The following is a 19,380-nucleotide window of genomic DNA, read 5'->3' as shown; positions in this document are numbered from 1 at the left end:
GACCGGATGGCGGGTGAGCGAGGTAAGGTGCTGTCTGGAGTTACTGAGTCATACTCATTGCGTGACCCGTGACGAGGAAGTAGCACCGCCTGTCCCGTACCGCCCCGGCTACGAAGTGGTGGCGGAGCAGATCCTCCGGCTGATCGCCGAACTGGAACTGCGGCCCGGTGACCGGATGCCGACCGAGAACGAGCTGGCGGCGCGGATGGGAACCAGCCGGACCATGGTGCGGGAGGCCGTCAAGATCCTCTCGGCCATCGGCCGGGTGCGAGCGCACAAAGGACGTGGGCTGTATGTCTCCGACGACGAGGGCATGCTCGGCGGGTCCCGGTGGGGCGCGTTCTTCCTGCCCGCCGATCTCGACCACGTCTACATGCTCTTCGAGTTCCGCCGGATCCAGGAGACCGCGGCCAGCCGCCTGGCGGCCACCAACGCCACCCCCGCCGAGCTGCGCGCGATCGAGGCCGCCGCCGAAACCTGCCGGCACGGCCACCTGACCGGCCAGTACTCGCTGTTCGACCAGGGCGACGACGACTTCCACGCCGGGATCGCCGCCGCGTCGCACAACCAGTTCCTGGTCGCGGCCGTGCGCGAGGCCCGCCGTCTGCAACGCCAGTCGAACATCATCGGGATGTCCGGCGCGATCGGCGGGCACGCGGTGGGCGCGATCGACGAGCACGCCGCGATCTACCGGGCCATCTGCGACGGCGACCCGGACGCGGCCGCCCACGCCGCGGGCGTCCACCTGGACAACACCCTGGAGGACTACCGCCGGGAGATCCAGCGCCGGCTCTTCGGCCGGTGACCGCGCTGTGTCACACAAACCGCACTGTGTCACACAACGCACGTGCCACACAGTCCATTGTGGACTGATTTGCTCCCGGGATCAGCCCCGGCCCGGGAGGACGACGACGTCCTAGTACAGAGGGAGCCGTGTGATGGTGAAGCAGAGACCCCTGTTCGCCTCCGCCGTGATCGGAGCCGTGCTCGCCGTGCTCGCCCTGCTCGCGGGCGGGACCGCGCTGGCCGCCCCCGCGGGTGCGGACCGGACGGCGGCGGCCGGCACCGCGGGCTGCGGGAAGGCGCCCGGGCTGGCGAGCGGCAACCACACGATCTCCAGTGGCGGCCAGAACCGCAGCTACATCCTGCGCGTCCCGGCCAACTACGACAACAACCACGCCTACCGGCTGTTCGTCGGCCTCCACTGGCGGGGCGGGACGATGAACGACGTCGACTCGGGCGGGACCGACGGCTACAACTGGTCCTACTACGGGCTCCGCCGGCTGGCCGACAGCTCCGGCAACAACACGATTTTCGTGGCGCCCCAGGGCAACGGGAACGGCTGGGCCAACCCGGGCGGCCAGGACGTCACCTTCATCGACGACCTCCTGCGGCAGGTCGAGGCCGCGCTGTGCGTCGACACCACGCAGGTCTTCGCCGGCGGCTTCAGCTACGGCGGTGCCATGAGCTACGCCCTCGCCTGCGCCCGGCCCACCGTGTTCCGCGCGGTCGCGGTGTACTCCGGGGCGAACCTCAGCGGCTGCAGCGGCGGCACCCAGCCGGTCGCCTACATCGGGATGCACGGCATCGCCGACAACGTCCTGCCCATCTCGTCCGGGCGCGCGCTGCGCGACCAGTTCGTCCGCAACAACGGCTGCACCCCGCAGAACCCGCCGGAGCCCGCCGGCGGCAGCCGGACCCACATCGTCACCGCCTACTCCGGCTGCCGGGCCGGGTACCCGGTCGTCTGGGCCGCCTTCGACGGCGGACACGACCCGGGCCCGAAGGACGGCGGCGGCAGCGGCTGGCAGACCTGGACCTCGGGTGAGGTGTGGAAGTTCATCACGCAGTTCGGCACCACCACGCCGCCGACGCCGCCGGTCCAGACCGGCGTGAACTACAAGCTGACGGCCCAGCACAGCGGCAAGCTCGTCGGGATCACCGGCGCCTCGACGGCGGCCGGCGCGCTCATCGAGCAGGAGCCGGCCAACGGCGGGCTCAGCCAGCAGTTCGACTTCGTCGACTCCGGTGACGGCTACTACCGGATTCGCGCCCGGCACAGCGGCCTGGTGCTCCAGGCGGCGAACGCCGACAGCGGCGCGGACGTCAGCCAGCAGGCCGACACCAACGCCACCCTCCAGCAGTGGCGGGTCGTCGACCAGGGCAGTGGCGCGGTGAGCCTGGTGAACCGGGCGAGCGGCCTGGCGCTGGACGTCTGGGGCGTCTCGACCGCCGACGGCGCGCGGATCTCCCAGTGGACGTTCACCGGGAACCCCAACCAGCGGTTCCAGCTCCAGCGTGCCTGAAGCCGTGTCCGTCGCCGAAGAAACGCCGGGGTTGCGGCCCACGCTGGCCGACGTCGCGCGGGCGGCCGGGGTGTCGATCGCCACGGCCTCCCGCGTGCTCAACGGATTCCCGCGGGTGAGCCCGGAACGCCGCAAGCAGGTGGAGTCCGCGATGCTGGCTCTGGGCTACGCCCGGCAACGGGCGGCGAAGGCGAGCAGCGCGCGGCACACCGGCTCGATCGCCCTGGTGGTGTGCGAGGAAGTGCCGCGGTTGTTCACCGACCCGTACTTCCCGCGGATCGCCGCGGGGGTCGGCCGGGAGCTGACCGCGGTGGGGGTGCAGCTCGTGCTGCTCACCGTGCCGGCCACCGACGACTACCAGTCGCCGGTGGTCCGGTACCTCGACGGCGGGCACGTCGACGGCGCCCTCGTCGTCGGCATGCACGGCCGCCGCCCGCTCGACCTGGACTGGCTCGGCATCCCCGTGGTGTTCGGCGGGCGGCCGGTCCAGGCGGGGCGGACGGGCCGGCTGCCGTACGTGGACGCCGACAACCAGGGCGGGGCGCGGCTGGCGACCCAGCGGCTGCTCGACGGCGGCCGCCAGGTCGTGGCGACCGTCGCCGGGCCGCAGGACATGACCGCGGGGGTGGACCGGCTGCTCGGCTACCGGCAAGCGATGACGCGGGCCGGCCGGTACGACGAGACTCTCGTGGTGTGCGGTGACTTCGGCCAGGCGTCCGGCGAATACGCGACGTCCCGGCTGCTGACCCGCCGTCCGGACGTCGACGGCATCTTCGCGGCCTCCGACATGATGGCGGTCGGGGCGTTGCGCGCGCTGCGCCGCGCGGGGCGGCGGGTGCCCGAGGACGTCGCCCTCGTCGGGTTCGACGACCTGCCGATCGGCTGCTGGACGGACCCGCCGCTGACCACCGTGCGCCAGCCGGTCGAGGAGATGGGCGCCCGGATGACCGCCGAACTGCTGGCGATGATCGACGGCGCGGCCCCGCGCCGGTCCACCGTGCTCGACACCGAACTGGTGCCGCGGAAGTCGGCCTGAGGCAATGTCCATTCAGGACTGAGGAGGAATCGTGCGCGTGTTGGTGGTGGTGGCCGCGATGCTGGCGGCGGCGGTGGCCGGGGCCGTCCCGGCCTCGGCGGCCGCCGCGCCGCTGGTGAGTGCGGCGTCGGGGCGGTGCCTGAACGTCAAGGGCGGCACCGACACGCCGGGAACGGCGTTGGAGATCTACGACTGTGGCGGCCAGGCCGGGCAGGCGTACGAATTCACCTCGGCGGGTGAGCTGCGCACGCTGAACGGCACCCGGTGCGTGGACGCCTACGGCGGGCGGACCGCGCCCGGGACGGCGGTCATCATCTGGTCCTGCAACGGCCAGGCGAACCAGCAGTGGCGGCAGAACGCCGACGGGACGATCACCGGTGTCCAATCGGGACTGTGCCTGGACGTGACCGGCGCCGGCACGGCCAACGGCACCGCGGTCGTGCTGTGGACGTGCCACGGCCAGAGCAACCAGCAGTGGAGCACCGGGAGCACTCCACCGCCGCCGACCGGCACGGCACCGTGCGACATCTACGCCTCCGGCGGCACGCCGTGCGTCGCCGCGCACAGCACCGTCCGGGCGCTCTACGGGAACTACGCCGGCAACCTGTACCAGGTCCGGCGCTCGTCCGACAACACGACCCGGAACATCGGGCTCCGGGCGGCGGGCGGCACCGTCGACGCCGCCGCCCAGGATTCCTTCTGCGCGGGCACGAACTGTGTCATCACGGTGGTGTACGACCAGTCCGGGCGCGGGAACGACCTGTGGTACCAAGGGTCGAGCGTGGTCCCGGGGTCCAGCCAGAGCAGCCCGGCGAAGGCCACGTCGGAGTCGCTCACGGTCGGCGGCTCGAAGGCGTATTCGCTGTACATCAACCCCGGCAACAGCTACTGGCGAGACGGGCACGCGACCGGCGTGCCGACCGGCAGCGCACCCGAGGGCATGTACATGGTGACCAGCGGAACGCACGTCAACAGCGGCTGCTGCTTCGACTACGGCAACAGCGAGACCACGCGGAAGGCCGACGCGGCCGGCGCGATGGACGCGATCAACTTCGGGACGGAGTGCTGGTTCGGCGGGTGCCAGGGGACGGGTCCGTGGGTGCAGGCCGACCTCGAGTGGGGGCTCTACCCGGGCGGCAGCCAGCAGTGGAACCCGAACCAGCGGGCGCTGCCCAGCAAGTTCGTCACGGCGATGCTGAAGAACAACGGCACGTCCCGCTTCGCGCTGAAGGGCAGCAACGCCCAGTCCGGCAGCCTGACGACGATGTGGGACGGCGGCCTCCCGAACGGCTACAGCCCGATGAAGAAGCAGGGGGCGATCATCCTGGGCAGCGGTGGCGACTGCTGCAAGCCCGGCGGCGGGGCGAACCTGAGCGCGGGGACGTTCTACGAAGGGGCGATGGTTGCCGGATATCCGTCGGACGCGACGGAGAACGCGGTGCAGGCGAACGTGGTGGCCGCCGGGTACCGCTGAGCCGCTGGGGCGGACGGGAGGGGCTTTCCCCGCGTGGTGGCGCGGGGGAAGCCCCTTTCGGTGTGCGCGCCGGCCGGACCGGGCTCGGGCCAGGGGAGTGCCGTGCCGTGCCGGATGCGGTGAATGACTCATTCCTGACCTCCGACGCCAGGAATGAGTCATTCACTGCGTGCCCGGGAGAGCCCCCACCCCGCGCCGAACCGGTTCGCCTCCATTCGGCCGATTGTCGCTGAATTGCCTGCAGCGTACCTTGCTTGGTGGTCGAACCGGTTCGATGACCGGCCGTCGGCCTCCGCTCATCCACCGCCAAAGGAGTCGTCCGTGGACCTCTCGCGCCAGCGGCCCCGCGTCCGCCGCGGCCTGGCTGCCCTCCTGCTCACCGGAGCACTGACCGGTGCTTCCGCCGTGGCCCTCGTCGCACCGGCCGGGGCCGCGGACGAGTCGGTCTCCGTCGACTTCTCCGCCGTCGGCGGAGCACCCACCTACCGGGCTTCCGGGTGGATCTACGGCATGACCGAGAACGCCGCGAACCCGCCCGACCACTTCTTCCGCGACGTGCGCTTCCAGGCGATGCGGGCCGGCGGCGCGCAGCTGGACAGCCCGGGCGGGTGGGTGTCGGGCAAGTACGACCGGCGGTGGAGCGCCACCCGTGCCCAACTGCTGCGCACCCGCTCGCTCGGCGGCCAGTTCGTCCTGCTCGTCCACGACCTGTGGGGTGCCGACGGCTACCCGATTTCCCGGTTCCCCGGCGACAACGGCGACTGGACCGACTACGACAACTTCCTCACCCGCGTGATCGACGACGTGCGCGCGACGGGCGCCCCGGTGGAGTGGGACCTCTGGAACGAACCCAACATCACGCTGTTCTGGAACCGGCCGCAGAGCCAGTACTTCGCCCTGTGGCAGCGCGCGTACCAGCGCATCCGGGCGGCCTTCCCGGCGCACGCGATCGTCGGGCCCAGCCTCGCCGGCGTTCCCTCCACCTCGGCGAGCTGGTGGACGCAGTACCTCGACTTCGTGCGCGGCTCGAACACCGTTCCCGACATCGTCAGCTGGCACTCCCTGCCGGGTGATCCGGTGGCGAACGTCGCCGCGGCCGACGCGTCACTCGGCTCGCGCGGCATCCCGCACCCGCGGCCCTACCAGATCAACGAATACGGGGCTTCGAACGAGCAGAACCCCGGCGACGGCGCCTGGTACATCGCCCGCCTGGAGCGGGCCGGGGCCGACGGGCTGCGCGCCAACTGGGCGAGCGCCGGAAACCTGCACAACGACCTCGCCAACCTGCTCGTCCGCAACACCGCGGGCCGGTACCTGCCCAAGGGCGAGTGGTGGGCCTACCGCTTCTACGGCTCGCAGACCGGGCAGATCGTGACGTCGAAGCCCAGCCCGGCCTACGACCCGTTCGCCACGAAGGCGGCCGGGGTGGCGAAGGTCCTGGTCGGCGGAGGGGGCACGACCGGGAACGTCGCGGTCGCCCTGCAGCGCCTGGACACCACCTCCGGCGTCGTCCAGAACAACCAGGTGCGGGTCGTCGTCCAGCAGATCCCGTTCAACGGCGGTGCCGCGGTGCAGAGCCCGGTGACCATCCGGGACTCCGTGGTCACGGTGTCCGGCAACGCCGTGACCGTCGCCGTCCCGCACACGACGATCGACGACGCCTTCAGCATCACCCTGCTGCCGCCGTCGGACGGCAGCTTCCAGACCGTCGCGGTCGCCCAGCACTCCCAGCAGTGCCTGGACAACACCGACCTGGGCACCGCGGACGGCAACCGGCAGCAGCAGGACTTCTGCGAGGGCGGCGACCAGCAGCAGTGGACCTTCCGCCCGGTTTCCGGGGTGGCGGGCGCGTACACCGTCGTCAACCGGCAGAGCGGCAAGTGCCTCGAAGTCGCCGGTGCCTCGGCCGACGACGGCGCCGCCGTCCAGCAGCGGACGTGCACCGACGGCGCCACGAACCAGCAGTTCTCGCCGCGGCGGGTGACCTACGGCGGCAACGACGCCCACGACTACCAGCTCGTCGCCCGCCACAGCGGAAAGTGCGTCGACGTCAGCGGGGTGTCCACGGCCGCCCGTGCCGCGGTGATCCAGTGGACGTGCAAGCCGGTCACCCAGAACAGCCCGCTCAACCAGACCTGGCGGCTCTGGGGGAGGGGACCGGCCTGACGTTCTTCAGGCCCCCGGCCGGTTGCCGGTGGGGATGGTGATCGGCGTGCTCGTCGGGGACGTGCCCTTGTTGAGGAACAGCATGGCGAGCGCGCGGATGAACTGGTCGAACAGGAAGAAGCCGGCCGGGGCGATGGGCAGCAGGCCCTCCCGGAAGGCGATGTACGCGGGCCACCCGGTGCGGATCAGGGTGGCCGCCGCGTAGTCGCGCGGCAGGCCGAGCCAGTCGCCGACCTCGTTGCTGAGCACGTACCGCACGAACTCGTTCAGGAAGCCCCGGGTGACGCCGAGGTCGATCTGCGCGGTCAGCCCGAGCAGGTCCGCCGCGAGCTCCTTCCCTTCGGGCGTCGGGGCGAGCAGTGGGGTGAGCACCTGGGCGGACTGCGCGTCGGCCGCGGCCCACGTCTGCGGGATGAACTCGTCCCGCACGCCGAGCAGGTGGATGGCGACCTGCCACTGGTGCAGGAAGGCGTCCTCGTCCGCGGCCGACATCGGCACGTGCCACTCGCGCAGCTTCCGGTGCACGAACGTGCCGAGGCTGTGGAAGGTGACCAGGATGTCGCCGTTGCTGATCGGGATCCGCTCGTCGGCGACCGCCCGCCAGTGCGGTGACTGCGGCAGCAGGTGGCGGACCGCGGCGTGCACCAGGCGGGTCTTGTTCGCCGTGACGACGAACTGGCCCGAGGGCTCGAACGCGCCGGCTTCGCTCAGGTCGTAGCCGAAGGTGAAGGTCTTGGCCGCGCGGTCCTGCATGGCGGCGCCGCCCGCGGACCAGTAGACCGACCGGGCCTCCCGCGGGATGACCGTGCTCATGATCCCGCTGCCGAGGCCGTAGAGCAGGAACAGGTAGGTGTCCTTGCGCCGGTTGAAGTCGGCGGCGCGGCGCAGCTTGGCGGGGTCGGCCCACGAGGGCAGCCGGTTGACCCGCCGGAGCCAGCCGTCGAGGTCGTCGGGCAGGCCGGACGGCAGCGGGTCGTCGTTGTCCGTCCACGACCGCAGCGCGGTGTTGACCGCGGGCACCCGGCCGCCGTCGACGAGCCCGGCCACCAGCCGGTCGACCTCGTCGTCCCAGACCCACCACGGGTCGGCGCCGTCGGTCGACGCCCAGGCCGGGACGGCGCTCGCCGCACTCACCAGACCCAGCGCGACACCGAGGGAGAGAACGTTCCTCCTGCTGAGATTGCTCATTCACTTACCTAGCTTCCTTGATAGGAATGGGCTCTTCGTGAGGAGATTCTTCATTAACATAGAAGGTGACTCGCGCGTCGGCAAGACCCGGTCGTCCTGTGGTTGACTGGCACGTATGGCCCGACTTCCGCACCCCTCCGCCCGGTGACCGCCGAGCCGGCCGCGGCCGTCCGGCCCCGCAACCGCAGGCAGCTCGTCGTCGAGGCGGGCGCCGCGGTGTTCAGCGAGCGCGGCTACCACGCGGCGTCGATGGAGGAGATCGCGGCGCGCGTGGGCATCACCGCGGCCGCCCTGTACCGGCACTTCCCGAACAAGTACGCCCTGTTCGCCGCGTGCGCGAACGTGATGGCGGACCGGCTCGTCGCGGCACTCGCCGACGTGCCCCCGGCGGCGTCCCTGGCGGAGATCTTCGCCGCCGTCACCCGGGTCACCGTCGCCCACCGGGAGACCGGCGGGGTGTACCGCTGGGAGGCCCGGTACCTCGAGCGTGAAGACCGCCGGCAGCTCGCGGGCAAGTTCGCGCACGTCGTCGAGCGCGTGGCGGCGGCGGTGCGGCGCGAGCACCCGTGGCCCGGCGAGCACCTGCGGGCCGTGGCGGCACTGGGGGCGATCGGGTCGATCACGACGCACCACAACGCGATCGCCCAGCGCCGGGTCGAGGACCTGCTGCGGGCCGCCGCCCGGCGCGTCGCCGCCACCGATCCCGCCGCGGCGCCCGCGCCCGCCGTCGAGATCCCCGCCCCGCCGGTGCCCCGGACGCGGCGTTCGGAAATCCTCGCGGCCGCCGTCCCGCTGTTCGAACGGGACGGGTTCGCCACCGTGACCAACGGCCGGATCGCCGAGGCGGTGGGGCTGGTGCCCTCGGCGCTCTACCGCTACTTCCCGGGCAAGGCCGACATCCTGGCCGCGGCCTGCCTGCAGGCCGCGGACCTGCTGGCCCAGGCGGTCGAGCACAACCTGCGCGGGACGACCGGCCCGCACGAAGCCCTGAACGCCCTGACGGCGACGTACGTGGCGTACAGCTTCGAGCACAGTGCTCTCAACAGCCTGGCCAACGCGGAAATCGCCGGCCTGCCCGACGGCCTGCGCGGCCCACTGGTCGCGGCGCAGCGCGAGCACATCGCCGTCTGGGAGCAGCACCTGCGCGAGGCCCGCCCGGAGCTCGACACGCGCCAGGCCCGGGTGCTGGTGCACGCCGGGTTCGGCGTGGTGGTCGAGGCCGGCCGGCGGCTGCGGTGGGCGGACCACCCGGAGCACCGCGCCGCGGTGGCCGCCTTGCTGGTTAGCGCCCTCGGCCTGTGATCTCCGGCCGGCGACCTCGCCGTCCTGCCGCGGACGCCCGACCTGGTGCGGACGGTCGACCTCCCGCGCGTCCCGGCCGGGTTCACCCGGGTCGCGGAGGCGAACACCGGCCGGGCCAGGGCGGCTGAGCCTTCAGCAGGGCAACGTCCCGGTCCGCAGGGCGTGGCCGCCGTCGTTGCCGTCGTCGGCCCAGACGACCGCCCGGTGCCCGGCGGCGCAGACCGGGGAGATGGCGAACCCTTCGTTGTTGTGGTTCGGCATCTTCGACGGCCGCGCGTAGGTCGCGGTGACGGTGAACCGGCCGCCGGAGAGCTTCAACGTCGCCGATTTGCCGGAGCAGGTGTCGTCGCAGACCGACCAGAGGCTGCCGGTCGCCGGGTCGAATTCCAGCTCCATGACCTTCGGGAAGCCGGACGGGAAGGACGCCACCCGGGTGAACCCGCCGCCGGCCTGGTCGAGGGCGTAGGCGTAGACCCTGCCGGTGTCTTCGAGGCCGAGGAAGTAGAGGCCGGTCCCGTGGCCCGGGTAGCGGCTGGGGTCGTAGCGGGCCTCGGTGTGGTCGTCGCGGAACCCGCCGGCGGTGAGGAAGCCGTCCGGGATCCAGGTGATGCCTTCGAAACCGCCGTTGTCGTCGACGGCGGGCAGGTCGCCGGTGAGATCCCACTCGGCGGTGGCGGCGAGCTCGCTCGCGGTCGATCCGGTGTCGTACCGGAGCACCTTCAGCAGGCTGCCGTCGCCGTCGTTGTCGCGTTCGGTGGCGGCGAAAAGGCCGTCGGGTGTGACGACGACCCCTTCGGCGTCCGGGTCGCCGCCGCCGTCCCGGTAGCGCAGCGGCCAGTCGGCGGCGGGCCGCCAGCCGCTGCCGTCGCGGACGAGCCGGTAGAGGGTGCCCGGGCCGTTCTTGACCGCCCACAGCACATCGGGGCCGTCGAAGGAAAGCCCGCTGACGTTGTCGCCCAGGACACCGGCGGGATCGGCGACCGCGACGGCGGGATCGCCGGGCCACTTCCGCGTGGTGGCGGCCGCGGCACTATCGACGGGAACGGCGAGAAGGACCGCGGCGAGGCAGAGGAGAGTACGCACGTCGTGCTCCTGGGATCGAAGGGGCAACGCGGCGTCACTCCGGACTGTACCGAGCCGATCACCCGGCGGGCAACCTGGTCTCGCACCGCACCTGCGGCGCGGCCTCGGTCCCGGAGGCCACGCAGTCGACGACCCGGCCGGGCGCGGGAACGGGATAGGTGAAGAAGACCGGCCCGTCCACCCCGGCCGAGAACTTGACGACCGTGTGCTGCCGGTTCCCGGTACCGTGCAAGGTTTTCGAGTAGTAGCTGGTGTGCGGCCCGATGGCGGTGGTGAGGCCTTCGCCGTCGTCGTCGAGTTCGTGCACGTCCAGCACGTAGTCGCCGGTGGTGTACTTGCCTTCGTTCTCGTGCCCGGCTTCCGCGGGGACGGCGCTGACGACCTCCGGGGAGACGGGATCCGCGGCGGTGGCGATCACGGTGGCCCCGGCGGCCACCACGGCGACCCCGGCCACGGCCCCGGACACGACGATTCGCTTGGCGGTGAACTTCACGGGTCCCTCCTCCCCACCTGACGATCAAGGTAGGGGAGGGAAAGGGCAGGTCACCTCGGCCGAAGGGGCGGTCCGGGCGCCGCGGCCTCGTCCTTTCGGCCGAGGTCCGGCGGCGCCGGGCCGATCGCGATCGCGCCCGGTCAGGCCCGGGCCCGCCGCCACACCGCCAGCGCCGTCGCCGCCAAGGCACCGCCGGCCGCCGCGACGACGCCGTGGTGCCGGCTCGCCCACAGCTGCACGCTCTTCGGCGTCGCCTTGTCGTCGAACTGGCCGTGTGCACCGAAGTCCCGCTCGCGATCCGCCGGCGACCACAGGTTTTCCGGCTGGTCCGGGGACTTCTTCGCCCGCGTCTGCTGGGACCGGTAACCCGTCTTCGCCAGGTAGCGATCGAGGACCCCCGGTGCGACGGCGTTCGCGAGCAGCGTCCCGACCGTGCTCCCGCCCACCCAGTACTCGCGGCGGCGCGGGTGGTCGGCCGCGTGCACCACCGCGCGGGCGGCGACCTCCGGCTGGTAGATCGGCGGCACCGGCTGGGCCTGGTGCGGCAGCTTGGACCGGACCCACGAGAACTGCGGGGTGTTGACCGCCGGCATCTGCACCATCGTCGTGCGGACGCCGCTGCCGTCGTGCAGGAGCTCGCAGCGCAACGCCTCGTTGAACCCCTGGATCGCGTGCTTCGCCCCGCAATACGCGCTCTGCAACGGAATCCCGCGGTACGCCAGCGCCGAGCCGACCTGCACGATCGTGCCGCGGTCGCGCTCCTTCATCCGGTGCAGGGCGGCCATCGTGCCGTGGACGTAGCCGAGGTAACTCACTTCGGTGACGCGGCGGAACTCCTCCGGCTCGATCTCGCCGAAGGGCGCGAACACCGACGTGAACGCGACGTTGACCCACACGTCGATCGGGCCCAGCTCCTCCTCGACCCGGGCCGCGGCGGCGTCGACCTGCTCGAAGTCGGCGACGTCGGTGGGGATGGCCAGGGCCGTTCCCCCGGCGCGGGTGACGTCTTCCGCGGCCGCTTCGAGGCCTTCCTTGCCCCGTGCGAGCAGGGCCACCCGGGCCTGCCGGGCCCCGAACGCCCGCGCGACGGCGCGGCCGATGCCGCCACTGGCTCCGGTCACGACGACGACCTGGTTCATGACTGCCTCCGTTTTCCCGTACGAGCCCAAGCGGCCGCGACGACCGCGTTCGCCAGCGCCGCGGTCCGCCACCGGCGCGACACCGCGGCCAGGCCGAGCATGCTCACACTGTGCGCGACGTCGATCGTCCAGCCCCAGCGGGCGACGACCCCGTCCGGCCGCCGCAGCACGACGGCGGCCTGGGTCAGGTGGCGGATTCCCAGCGCCAGTGCCACTTTCCGCGGGATCGGCAGGGACCGTGAAGCGACCACGATCCCGCCGCCCCAGACCGCCCGCGCGACCGCGACCCCGCGCGTCACCGGGCCCACCGTGCCCACCGGGCCACCGCGACACCGAGCGCCGCGACGCCGGCCGCGGCGGCCAGCCCCTTCAGCTTCCGCTTCGGAGTCTCCGCCGGAGCGTCGAGCCCACGGGCCAGCAGCTCGGCCAGGTGGACGCCTTCGCGGCCGCCGCTGTCCAGCTCGTGCAGCTGGGTGCGGCAGCTGAACCCGTCGGCCAGCACCGCGGTCTCCGGCGCCGCGTCCCGGACGCGCGGGAGCAGCACCCGCTCGGCACACGCCTTCGAGACGTCGAGGTGCCCCTTCTCGAAGCCGAAGTTCCCGGCCAGGCCGCAGCACCCCGAGTCGAGGTGCTCGGCGTCGACCCCGGCGGCTTCGAGGAGCTTCCGGTCCGCGTCCCAGCCCATGACCGCGTGCTGGTGGCAGTGGACCTGCGCGATCGCCTTCGCGTCCAGGCGCGGCGGCCGGTAGCCGGGGGAGTGCTCGGTGAGCAGCTCGGCGAGGGTGACGGTCTGCGCGCGCAGCCGCCGGACGTCGTGGTCGCCCGGGAAGAGCTCGGCCGCGTCGGCGCGGAACACCGCGGTGCAGCTGGGTTCCAGGCCGACGACGAGCCCGCCGTCGTGCAGGTGGGCGGCCAGTTCGCGGACCGTGCGCGCCAGGATGTGCTTCGCCACGCCCAGCTGCCCGGTCGAGATCCAGGTGAGCCCGCAGCACAGCGCCGCGGACGGCATGGTGACCCGCCACCCGGCGTCCTCCATGACCCGGATCGCGGCCTGTCCGACGTGCGGGTGGAACGAGTTGGTGAAGGTGTCCGGCCACAGCAGCACCGTCCCGCGGGCGCCGGTGCCGGACGGCCCGCGCCGCGCGAACCACTGCTGCAGCGTTTCCCCGGCGAAGAGCGGGACTTCGCGGTCCTCGACGCCCGCGACCAGGGTCGCCAGCCGGGACAGGCCGGGCGCGTGCGTCAGGGCGTTGACCACCCGGCCCGCCCGGAGCCGGCCCACGACCTGGGCGATCGCCGGCAGCCAGCCCATCGTGAAGTCCGACCGCGGCCGCCGCCACGGGCGCCCTTCGTAGTGGTGGGCGAGGAACTCCGCCTTGTACGTCGCCATGTCCACATTGGCCGGGCAGTCGGTCTTGCACCCCTTGCACGCCAGGCACAGGTCCAGCGCTTCACGGACCTCCGTCGAGCGCCAGCCGTCGCCGACCGGGCTGTCGCCGTGGCCGTCGAGCATCTCGAACAGCAACCGCGCCCGCCCGCGCGTGGAGTGCTCCTCCTCGCCGGTCACCTGGTACGACGGGCACATCACCTGCCCGCCGCTCGTGGTGTGCTGCCGGCACCGGCCGACGCCGACGCAGCGGTTGGCCGCCTCGGCGAACGAGCCGCCGTCGTGCGGAAAGCGGAAGTACAGGTCCTGCGGGTCGGCGGGCGCCCAGCCGGCGCCCAGGCGCAGGTTCTCGTCGAGCCGGTAGGGGGCGACGACCTTGCCCGGGTTCATCCGGTTCCCGGGATCGAAGACGGCCTTCAGCCTGCCGAACGCGGTCACCAGGTCCTCGCCGAACATCTTCGGCAGCAGTTCGCCGCGGGACTGGCCGTCGCCGTGCTCGCCGGAGAACGACCCGCCCAGCTCGGCGACGAGGTCGGCGGCGCGCTCCATGAACCGCCGGTAAGTGGCGACGCCGTCGGCGGTGTAGAGGTCGAACGGGATCCGCGTGTGCACGCAGCCCTGCCCGAAGTGCCCGTACAGGCTGGGACCCGTGTCGCCGGCGTAGCCGAACTCTTCGTACAGCGCGGTCAGCTTCCGCAGGTACTCGCCGAGCCGCTCCGGCGCGACGGCGGAGTCCTCCCAGCCTTCGAAGGTGTCGGGCCGGCCCGGCAGGTGCGCGGTGGCCCCGAGCCCGGCTTCCCGCACCTGCCACAGCTCGTCTTCGCGGGTGGGGTCGTCGAGGAACTCGGCGTCGGCCTCGTGTTCGGTGCCGCGCAGGGCGTCGAGCATCGCGTGCGCCTGCCGCTCGGCTTCCTCGTGGGTGCCGGCGGCGAACTGCACCATGAGGAACGCCCGCCCGTGCGGCAGCTCGCCGAGGGCCTTCGGGTTCATGTGCTTGATCTGCTCGTCGCGGATCAGCTTGTGGTCGACGCCTTCCAGCGCGACCGGCTCGTGCGGGAGGACGGCGGGCACGGCGTCGGCGGCGGTGGCGATGTCGCGGTACCCCAGCACCACGAGCGTCCGCTCGGGCAGCACGGGCACGAGCTCCAGTTCGGCCCGGAGCACGGTGACCAAAGTGGACTCGCTGCCGACGAGCAGCCCGGCGACGTCGAAGTGGTGTTCCGGCAGCAGGGAATCGAGGTTGTAGCCCGAGACGCGGCGCGGGATGTCCGGGTACCGGCGGCGGATCTCCTCGGCGTATTCGTCGCGCAGCCGGCGCAGCTGCCGGTAGATCGCGGCGCGCGGGTCGCCGTGGCGCTCGATCTCCGCGTACTCCTCGTCGGTGGTTTCCCCGCACCAGAAGCGGGTTCCGTCGTAGCTGAGGACTTCGAGGCGGGCGATGTTGTCGACGACCTTGCCGGTCCGCTGGGCCGTGGCGCCGCAGGAGTTGTTGCCGATCATCCCGCCGAGCGTGCAGTTCATGTGCGTCGCCGGTTCCGGCCCGAACCGCAGGCCGGTGTCCGCGAGCTGCCGGTTCAGCTCGTCGAGCACGATCCCCGGCTGCACCACGCAGGTCCGGGCTTCGGCGTCGACCGACTCCAGCCGGGTGCAGTACTTGGAGAAGTCGAGCACGACGGCGGTGTTGGTGCACTGGCCGGCCAGGCTGGTGCCGCCGCCGCGGGAGAGCACCGGGGCGCCGAACTCCCGGGCCGCCGCGATCGCCGCCGCCGCGTCCTCCGGTGTCCGGGGCAGCACGACACCGAGGGGCACCTGCCGGAAGTTGGACGCGTCGGTCGAGTACGCCGCGCGCGTCCCGCGGTCGAAGCGCACTTCGCCGTCGACGCGCTCACGCAGCGCCGCCGCCAGCGCGCCGGTGTCGAGATCTTCGTGATCCGCGTGGCGCACCACCGGATCGGGGAGCTGGACGGGTCCCATCGCGGATCCTCCTTCAGAGTGCGTACTCGGCGGCGGCTTCGGCGCGGAAGGTCAGCCCGTGCCCGGGCGCGGCCATCGACGGCGTCACGGTGCCGCCGGCAGGGTCGAGGCAGCCGTCGAAGAAGAGCCGTTCGATCCGGTCGTGGTCGGCGAACCACTCGATGTGCCGGAAGTTCTGCGTGGCCACGGCGGCGTGCGCCGAGAGGTTCGGGGCGCAGTGGGCCGACACGTCGCGGTTCACCGCCGCGGCCAGTGCCGCCGCGCGCCGCCACTCGGTGTAACCGCCACACCGGGTGACGTCGACCTGCAGGCAGTCGACCGACGGCAGCATGCGGGCGAAGTAGGGCAGGTCGTAGCCGTACTCCCCGGCGGCGATGTCCGGGCCGCCGGGGAAGCGCGCCGCCGCGAGCCCCGGCAGGTCGTCGCTGGAGACCGGCTCCTCGAACCAGGTGACGTTCCACTCCACCAGGCGCTCGGCGACCCGGCGGGCCCGGCCGGGGGAGTAGGCGCCGTTGGCGTCGACGTACAGCGCCGGGTCCTCGCCGATCACCTTGCGGGCCAGCGCGACCCGGTCGAGAGCGCGATCCGGCGACGCGCCGATCTTGATCTTCACGCGCGGAATGCGCTGCTGCCGGACCCAGTGGTCCAGCTGGGCGGCCAGTTCGTCGTCGGAGAGGGTGGTGAAACCGCCGCTGCCGTAGACGGCGACCTCGTCGTGCACCCGGCCGAGCAGCCTGCTGACGGGCAGTTCGAGCGACCGGGCCGCGGCGTCCCACAACGCGATGTCGACGGCGGACATCGCGCAGGAGACCAGGCCCGCGCGCCCGAGGTTGCGGATGGCGTGCTGCATGGCCGCCCAGCAGGCGGGCACGTCGAGCACCGGGCGGCCGCGGACCGCGTCCGCGAGCACGCCTTCGATCAACGGCACGCAGGCCGCGTCGGCGTAGGTCCAGCCCAGCCCGTGGACCCCGCCCGCTTCGGCGTGCACGACGACGATCGTGGTCGCCTCCCACTCGAGCGTCCCGTCGGCCTCCGGCTGCGGGGTCGGCACCCGGTAGGCCCGGGCGCCGACCCGCTCGATCGTGGTCACCGGTTCTTCCCGGGCAGGAACTCCTGCAGCTTCGTCTTGACGCCCTGGGCGACCAGGTGCAGCGCGTCGGGGTCGCCCTTGAGAACGGCCTGGGCGGCCGACTTCACCTGCTCGAAGGTGGCGTGCGGCGGGATCGGCGGCACGTCCGGGTCGCAGCGGACGTCCAGCACCGCCGGCTTGCCCGCGGTGAGCGCGGTGTCCCAGGCCGTGGCCAGCTGGTCCGGCTTGTCGACGGTGACCGCCGCGAGCCCGAGGGACAGCGCGAAGCCGGCGTAGTCGACGTCCGGCAGGCTCTGGGACTCCTCGAACTTCGGGGCGCCGCCCATCGCGCGCAGCTCCCAGGTGACCTGGTTGAGGTCGTTGTTGTGGAAGACGCAGATCACGCAGCGCGGATCGCTCCACAGGTGCTGGTAACGGGCGATGGTGATCAGCTCGGCGAGGCCGTTCATCTGCATGGCGCCGTCGCCGACGAGGGCGATGACCGGCCGGTCGGGGTGGGCGAACTTCGCGCCGATGGCGTACGGCACGCCGGGGCCCATGGTGGCCAATGTGCCCGACAGCGACCCGCGGATGTCGCCGCGGATGCGCAGGTTGCGGGCGTACCAGTTGGTGGAGGAGCCGGAGTCCGCGGTGACGATGGCGTTCTCCGGGATCCGCTTCGACAGCTCGGACACGATGGCCATCGGGTTCACCGGATCGGCGTCCACCGCCGCTTCCTTCTCGACGGTGTCCCACCAGGAGGCGACGTTCTTCTCGATCGTCTCGCGCCACGAGCGGTCCGGCTTGCTCGCCAGCTTCGGCAGCAGCGCGCGCAGCGTGGCCGCGCTGTCCCCGACCAGGTTGACCTCGGTCGGGTAGCGCATCCCGATGAACCGGCCGTCCAGGTCGATCTGCACCGCGCGCGCCTGCCCGAAGTCCGGCAGGAACTGGCTGTACGGGAAGTTCGAGCCGATGATCAGCAGCGTGTCGCAGTCGCGCATCATCTCGTAGCTCGGCCGGGTGCCGAGCAACCCGATCGAGCCGGTCACCCACGGCAGGTCGTCGGGCAGGACGTCCTTGCCCAGCAACGCCTTCGCGACGCCGGCACCGGTGACCTCGGCGACCTGGCGGACCTCCTCGGCCGCGCCGCGCGCGCCCTGCCCGACCAGGATGGCGACCTTCTCGCCGGCGTTGAGCACCTCGGCCGCCGCGTCGATGTCGGCCTCCGCGGGTACCGGCCGGGACCACGCGGTGCCCGGCGGGCTGGAGGGCACCTGCTTGAACGCGTGCTGCGGCGGCGTGTACTCCTCCTCCTGCAGGTCGGCCGGGATGATCAGGGCGGTGGGGCAGCGGGACGACTCGGCGGTCCGGATGGCCCGGTCGAGGGCGTTCGGCAGCTGCTCGGCGACGTTGACCTCGACGAGGTATTCGCTCGCGACGTCCTTGTAGAGCGCCTGCAGGTCGATCTCCTGCTGGTAGCTGCCGCCCATCGCGCTGCGCGCGGTCTGCCCGACGATCGCGACCACCGGGACGTGGTCGAGCTTCGCGTCGTACAGGCCGTTGAGCAGGTGGATCGCGCCCGGGCCCGAGGTGGCCATGCAGACGCCGACCTTGCCGCTGAACTTCGCGTAGCCGACGGCCGAGAACGCGGCCATCTCCTCGTGCCGGGCCTGCACGAAGCGGGGCTGGTCGTCCGCCTTGCCGAACGAGGCGACGAGCCCGTTGATGCCGTCGCCGGGGTAGGCGAAGACCTGCTCGACCCCCCACTCGCGCAGGCGCTGGAGCAGGTAGTCACCGACTGTCTGGCTCATGAGTACTCCCTTGGGCGTGCGGTGCCGCTTCGGTGAGCGCCTCGTGGACCCGGCGGGCCACGACGGCGGGCCGGGGCCGCGCCGGGTCGGGCCAGCGGACCAGGACCGCGGGCTCTTCCGCGCCGTCCGGCTCCACGGCCAGGCACCACCCGCCGCGGTCGGTCCACGACAGCATCAGGTGCCGGCCCGCGCGGCGGTCGGCCAGGGCGATGTAGGCGCTCGACGGACTGCCGCATTCGCTCCACGACGCGGCCGGTTCGACGCGCAGCAGCTCGGCGACGGTCTCGACGTAGTCGCGCAGGGCCGCGGCCTCGACGTGCCCGGGATCGGGTTTCACCGGCGCGGACGCCTCCTTCCGTGGTCGCCTTCGGCGCTCACGAATCGCTGTACCCGCTTTCGCCGTCTATCATACTTGCGTGACGCAAACATGGCAGGAGCAAGACGGCACCGACGCGGCCTTGGCGGCGCTGCGGGCGATGGTGCTGATCGCCGACTCGACCGTCGAGCGGAACACCGAGCAGCTGACGCTCACCCAGTTCCGCGCCCTGCGGGTGGTGGTCGACCGGACTCCGGTCACCATGGGCCGGGTGGCGCGCGAGCTGGCGATGAACCCGTCGTCGGTCACCCGGGCGTGTGATCGGCTGGTCGCGCTGAACCTGCTGGAAAAGGCGGCCAACCCGCTGAACCGGCGGGAAACGCTGCTCGCCCCGACCGGGCCGGGCCGCCAGCTCGTGGACCGCGTGGACCGCGATCGCCGCCGAGTGCTGGCGAGTGTCCTCGGCCGGCTCGACCCGCCGGCCCGCGAGGCCGCGATCGCCGCGTTCGAGCGGTTCGCCCGAGCGGTCGAATCGGACGAACCGGAATCCGGCTCACTTTTGCGTCGCGCAAACTAAAACGCCCGAACAGAAGTTTGCTCCCCGCGATCGCGGGTATCCCGCGGCCAGCTGCGTCG

At 72.4% G+C, this 19,380-nt stretch carries 16 protein-coding genes; 7 read left to right on the top strand and 9 right to left on the bottom strand.

Going from position 1 to position 19,380, the window contains the following annotated elements; all coding sequences use genetic code 11:
• Window positions 1-61: 61 nt before the first annotated feature.
• The 5 genes from IE317_RS04690 (at window position 62) to IE317_RS04670 (ending at window position 6,982) form a co-directional block, all read left to right on the top strand.
• Window positions 62-805 (top strand): FadR/GntR family transcriptional regulator, encoded by a 744-nt coding sequence (locus IE317_RS04690; RefSeq protein WP_229902464.1) that lies wholly within the window; start codon window positions 62-64, stop codon window positions 803-805.
• Window positions 806-938: 133 nt separating this feature from the next.
• Window positions 939-2,306, top strand: coding sequence for an RICIN domain-containing protein (locus IE317_RS04685; RefSeq protein ID WP_191306776.1), 1,368 nt, complete (start codon window positions 939-941; stop codon window positions 2,304-2,306).
• Window positions 2,299-3,342 (top strand): LacI family DNA-binding transcriptional regulator, encoded by a 1,044-nt coding sequence (locus IE317_RS04680; protein ID WP_373308961.1) that lies wholly within the window; start codon window positions 2,299-2,301, stop codon window positions 3,340-3,342. Before IE317_RS04685 ends, IE317_RS04680 begins: the two co-directional genes overlap by 8 nt.
• A 31-nt stretch (window positions 3,343-3,373) precedes the next feature.
• Window positions 3,374-4,816: an arabinofuranosidase catalytic domain-containing protein gene (locus IE317_RS04675; RefSeq protein ID WP_191306775.1), complete on the top strand. Its 1,443-nt coding sequence runs from the start codon at window positions 3,374-3,376 to the stop codon at window positions 4,814-4,816.
• Window positions 4,817-5,137: 321 nt separating this feature from the next.
• Entirely contained in the window at window positions 5,138-6,982 is a 1,845-nt protein-coding gene (locus tag IE317_RS04670) for an RICIN domain-containing protein (protein ID WP_191306774.1), read from the top strand.
• A gap of 6 nt (window positions 6,983-6,988) precedes the next feature.
• Here the strand turns inward: IE317_RS04670 and IE317_RS04665 are convergent, their stop codons facing one another.
• Entirely contained in the window at window positions 6,989-8,170 is a 1,182-nt protein-coding gene (locus tag IE317_RS04665; RefSeq protein WP_191306773.1) for an oxygenase MpaB family protein, read from the bottom strand.
• A gap of 144 nt (window positions 8,171-8,314) precedes the next feature.
• On the opposite strand from IE317_RS04665, the gene IE317_RS04660 reads away from it, so the two are divergent.
• Window positions 8,315-9,472: a TetR/AcrR family transcriptional regulator gene (locus IE317_RS04660; RefSeq protein WP_191306772.1), complete on the top strand. Its 1,158-nt coding sequence runs from the start codon at window positions 8,315-8,317 to the stop codon at window positions 9,470-9,472.
• 132 nt (window positions 9,473-9,604) lie between these two features.
• Here IE317_RS04660 and IE317_RS04655 read toward each other — a convergent pair whose 3' ends face one another.
• The 8 genes from IE317_RS04655 to IE317_RS04620 all read right to left on the bottom strand — a co-directional run bounded on the left by IE317_RS04655 (window position 9,605) and on the right by IE317_RS04620 (window position 18,765).
• Entirely contained in the window at window positions 9,605-10,555 is a 951-nt protein-coding gene (locus IE317_RS04655; protein ID WP_229902463.1) for an esterase-like activity of phytase family protein, read from the bottom strand.
• Between the two features lie 58 nt (window positions 10,556-10,613).
• Window positions 10,614-11,048, bottom strand: a complete 435-nt coding sequence (locus IE317_RS04650; protein ID WP_191306770.1) for a hypothetical protein — start codon at window positions 11,046-11,048, stop codon at window positions 10,614-10,616.
• 140 nt (window positions 11,049-11,188) lie between these two features.
• Window positions 11,189-12,187, bottom strand: a complete 999-nt coding sequence (locus tag IE317_RS04645) for an SDR family oxidoreductase (protein WP_191306769.1) — start codon at window positions 12,185-12,187, stop codon at window positions 11,189-11,191.
• Window positions 12,184-12,486, bottom strand: a complete 303-nt coding sequence (locus IE317_RS04640; RefSeq protein WP_191306768.1) for a hypothetical protein — start codon at window positions 12,484-12,486, stop codon at window positions 12,184-12,186. The genes IE317_RS04645 and IE317_RS04640 overlap by 4 nt, the downstream gene beginning before the upstream one ends.
• The gene (locus IE317_RS04635) at window positions 12,483-15,548 is read right to left on the bottom strand and encodes an FAD-binding and (Fe-S)-binding domain-containing protein (RefSeq protein WP_191306767.1); all 3,066 of its coding nucleotides are present in this window, start codon (window positions 15,546-15,548) and stop codon (window positions 12,483-12,485) included. The genes IE317_RS04640 and IE317_RS04635 overlap by 4 nt, the downstream gene beginning before the upstream one ends.
• 13 nt (window positions 15,549-15,561) lie before the next feature.
• Entirely contained in the window at window positions 15,562-16,638 is a 1,077-nt protein-coding gene (locus tag IE317_RS04630) for an enolase C-terminal domain-like protein (protein ID WP_191306766.1), read from the bottom strand.
• Window positions 16,635-18,428 carry a thiamine pyrophosphate-requiring protein gene (locus IE317_RS04625; protein ID WP_191306765.1) on the bottom strand — a complete coding sequence of 598 codons (1,794 nt, stop codon included), beginning with the start codon at window positions 18,426-18,428 and terminating at the stop codon, window positions 16,635-16,637. The genes IE317_RS04630 and IE317_RS04625 overlap by 4 nt, the downstream gene beginning before the upstream one ends.
• Window positions 18,409-18,765 carry a DUF6292 family protein gene (locus IE317_RS04620; protein WP_191306764.1) on the bottom strand — a complete coding sequence of 119 codons (357 nt, stop codon included), beginning with the start codon at window positions 18,763-18,765 and terminating at the stop codon, window positions 18,409-18,411. Before IE317_RS04620 ends, IE317_RS04625 begins: the two co-directional genes overlap by 20 nt.
• Window positions 18,766-18,844: 79 nt before the next feature.
• On the opposite strand from IE317_RS04620, the gene IE317_RS04615 reads away from it, so the two are divergent.
• A complete protein-coding gene (locus tag IE317_RS04615) occupies window positions 18,845-19,321 on the top strand; it encodes a MarR family winged helix-turn-helix transcriptional regulator (protein WP_191306763.1) in 477 nt (158 codons plus the stop codon).
• Window positions 19,322-19,380: the final 59 nt, after the last annotated feature.

Origin of the sequence: Amycolatopsis bullii, from assembly GCF_014654205.1 — a bacterium.
Taxonomy (GTDB): Bacteria; Actinomycetota; Actinomycetes; order Mycobacteriales; family Pseudonocardiaceae; genus Amycolatopsis; species Amycolatopsis plumensis.
Note: the sequence above shows the minus strand (reverse complement) of the source record. Positions and strands in the feature narration are given on the sequence as shown.